Origin of the sequence: Streptomyces prasinopilosus (assembly GCF_001419695.1) — a bacterium.
Classification (GTDB): Bacteria; Actinomycetota; Actinomycetes; order Streptomycetales; family Streptomycetaceae; genus Streptomyces; species Streptomyces prasinopilosus.
Map to the genome: position 1 here is coordinate 1 of NZ_LIRG01001020.1, position 1632 is coordinate 1632.

At 77.2% G+C, this 1632-nt stretch carries 2 protein-coding genes; one reads left to right on the forward strand and one right to left on the reverse strand.

Annotation, left to right across the window (positions count from 1 at the left end):
* Positions 1-226: 226 nt before the first annotated feature.
* On the reverse strand, positions 227-991 hold the full coding sequence (locus tag AOK18_RS29745) for a hypothetical protein (protein ID WP_055696311.1): 765 nt from the start codon (positions 989-991) through the stop codon (positions 227-229).
* A gap of 60 nt (positions 992-1051) precedes the next feature.
* On the opposite strand from AOK18_RS29745, the gene AOK18_RS29750 reads away from it, so the two are divergent.
* The coding region (locus AOK18_RS29750; RefSeq protein WP_055696312.1) for an adenosylcobinamide-GDP ribazoletransferase at positions 1052-1632 on the forward strand (581 nt) is incomplete at its 3' end.

Sequence of the window (1632 nt, forward strand, 5' to 3'; positions counted from 1 at the left end):
TACGTCCCGGGTCGCCGCTGCCAAAGCGGCCCCCCTGTCGCCCGCGTCCGGCGGAGCGGGGAGCGGCTCCGGCTTGTGATCGGCACGGCGGGCCGGCCCCGGCCGCGGCGGCGGGAGCCCCTCGCGCCGAACGCTCACCGGCCCCGCCCCGGGAAGACGTTCGGGGCGGCCCGTGCCCGTACCGGCCGAAGGGGCGCGCCCCGGCGCAGGCCCTCCGCCCCGTCCGTCACCCGCGTTCGGGCGGGCGGGACGGGTCGGGGTCGGGTTTGCCGCCGATCCAGTCCTGGACCGCGCGGCGGGGTGCCGACCAGCGGAGGTCGTGGCGGTAGGCGCGCAGGACGGCCTTCGCGCGGGCGCGGGGCCTGCGGCGGTAGAAGCGCCGGGACCACGGGGAGCCGGGGCGGGCCAGGCGCAGCGCGCCGATCACGGCGACAACGGGGACGATCACGCCGAACACGGCGATCCTCGCCTTGCCCTTGCTCAGGGCGACGAGCGAGAAGAGGAAGTTGCCCGTGACGTTCAGGGCGACGCCGGCGCGGTTCTGGAGCTCGTCCTCACTGAGGTCGTCGACCCCGAACGGGGAGAACCCCGCCAGCACCAGCCCGACCAGGGCGGCGGTGAGGACGACGACCTCGACGCTCTGGCGGCCCGCCTCGGTCCAGTAGACGTCGTCGAGGTGCAGGATCAGCGCGAACTCGTCCAGGACGAGACCGGCGCCGACGCCGAAGACGACCGCGCCGAGCGCCGGTCCGAAGCCGTGCAGGCCACCCGCCACCGCGCCGAAGCCGCCGACGACCGTGAGGATCACGCCGGGCACGACGTGGTGGATGTGCAGTCCGCCCGTCTCGACGTTGCCGAAGGGGCCCTTGCCGGCCCGGATCAGCCGGGTGACGGTCCGGGTGGCCAGGAAGGTGAGGACGAAGGAGGCGAGGGCGAGGAGCAGCGGCAGCTTGCCCGGCTCGACGATGTTCCGCTGCAGCCAATGTCCCATAAGCGCACTTTATCCACGGTGGGCCGGGGCGCCCCGCCGACCACCGGGTAGCCTGCGCCGGTGTCCGCTCCCTCCCCCGCCTCGCCGTCCGACGGTCTGCGCTTCGCCTTCGGCACCCTGACCGTGCTCCCGGTCCGGGTGACCCGCTGGGACCGTCCGGCCGCGCGCGGCGGCATGCTGTGCGCCCCCCTCGCCGGACTGGTGGTGGGCGCCGCGGCCGCCGCCGCCGGACTCCTGCTGCTGCTCCCCGGGGCGGGCGCGCCGCTCGCCGCCGTCGCCACCGTCGCCGTGCCCGCCGTCCTCACACGCGGGCTGCACCTCGACGGGCTGGCCGACGTCGCGGACGGCCTCGGCAGCGGCAAGCCGGCCGACGACGCGCTGCGGATCATGAAGCAGTCGGACATCGGGCCGTTCGGCGTGCTCACCCTCGTCCTGGTGCTGCTGGCCCAAGTGGCCGCGCTGGCCCAGGCGTACGGCGACTCGTGGGCCCGGGGCGCGCTCGCCGCCGTGGCCGCGGCGGTCGCGGCCCGGCTCGTCCTCACCCTCGCCGCCCGCGCCGGGGTGCCGCCCGCCCGCCCGGAAGGGCTGGGCGCCGCGGTCGCCGGGGTCGTCCCGCGGGCGGGCGGCACCCCGGCGCGGGC

What these genes read in the sequence shown, in the direction of transcription:
- AOK18_RS29745 (WP_055696311.1), bottom strand. Translation starts at nt 991, where the DNA reads ATGGGACATTGGCTGCAGCGGAACATCGTCGAGCCGGGCAAGCTGCCG.